This is a genomic window from Paraburkholderia sp. SIMBA_054 (genome assembly GCF_046534875.1).
Classification (GTDB): Bacteria; Pseudomonadota; Gammaproteobacteria; order Burkholderiales; family Burkholderiaceae; genus Paraburkholderia; species Paraburkholderia hospita.
In genome coordinates this window covers 1-325 of record NZ_JAWRXV010000441.1, presented here as the reverse complement: position 1 = coordinate 325, position 325 = coordinate 1, and the positions used below count along the sequence as shown (strand labels likewise).

General features: G+C 70.2%; 1 protein-coding gene. It reads right to left on the bottom strand.

Annotated features, from left to right (window positions below; all coding sequences use genetic code 11):
- On the bottom strand, positions 1–325 hold a 325-nt coding region (locus tag SB822_RS55820), incomplete at both ends, for a His/Gly/Thr/Pro-type tRNA ligase C-terminal domain-containing protein (protein WP_410858941.1).

Genomic DNA, 325 nt, shown 5'->3' with positions numbered 1-325 from the left:
CTGCTGCTCGCGAACCAGGTCCTTCACCGCCACCACCCCGCGCGCGCGCTCGTCGTCGCCGGCCAGCACCACGAAGCGGATGCCGGCCTTGGAGGCGTACTGGAACTGCTTGCCGACCTTCTTCGGCTCCATCTGCACTTCGGTGTTGATCCCGGCCGCACGCAGGCGGCGGGCGATGTCCAGCGACTCGCCCAGCTGGCCCTCGTCCATCAGCGCCACCATCGCCTGCACGCTGCTGTCCTCGATGCCGGCGATCAGCCCGGCCTCGCGCAACTGCCAGAACAGGCGGGTCAAGCCGATCGAGATGCCCACGCCCGGCAGGCGC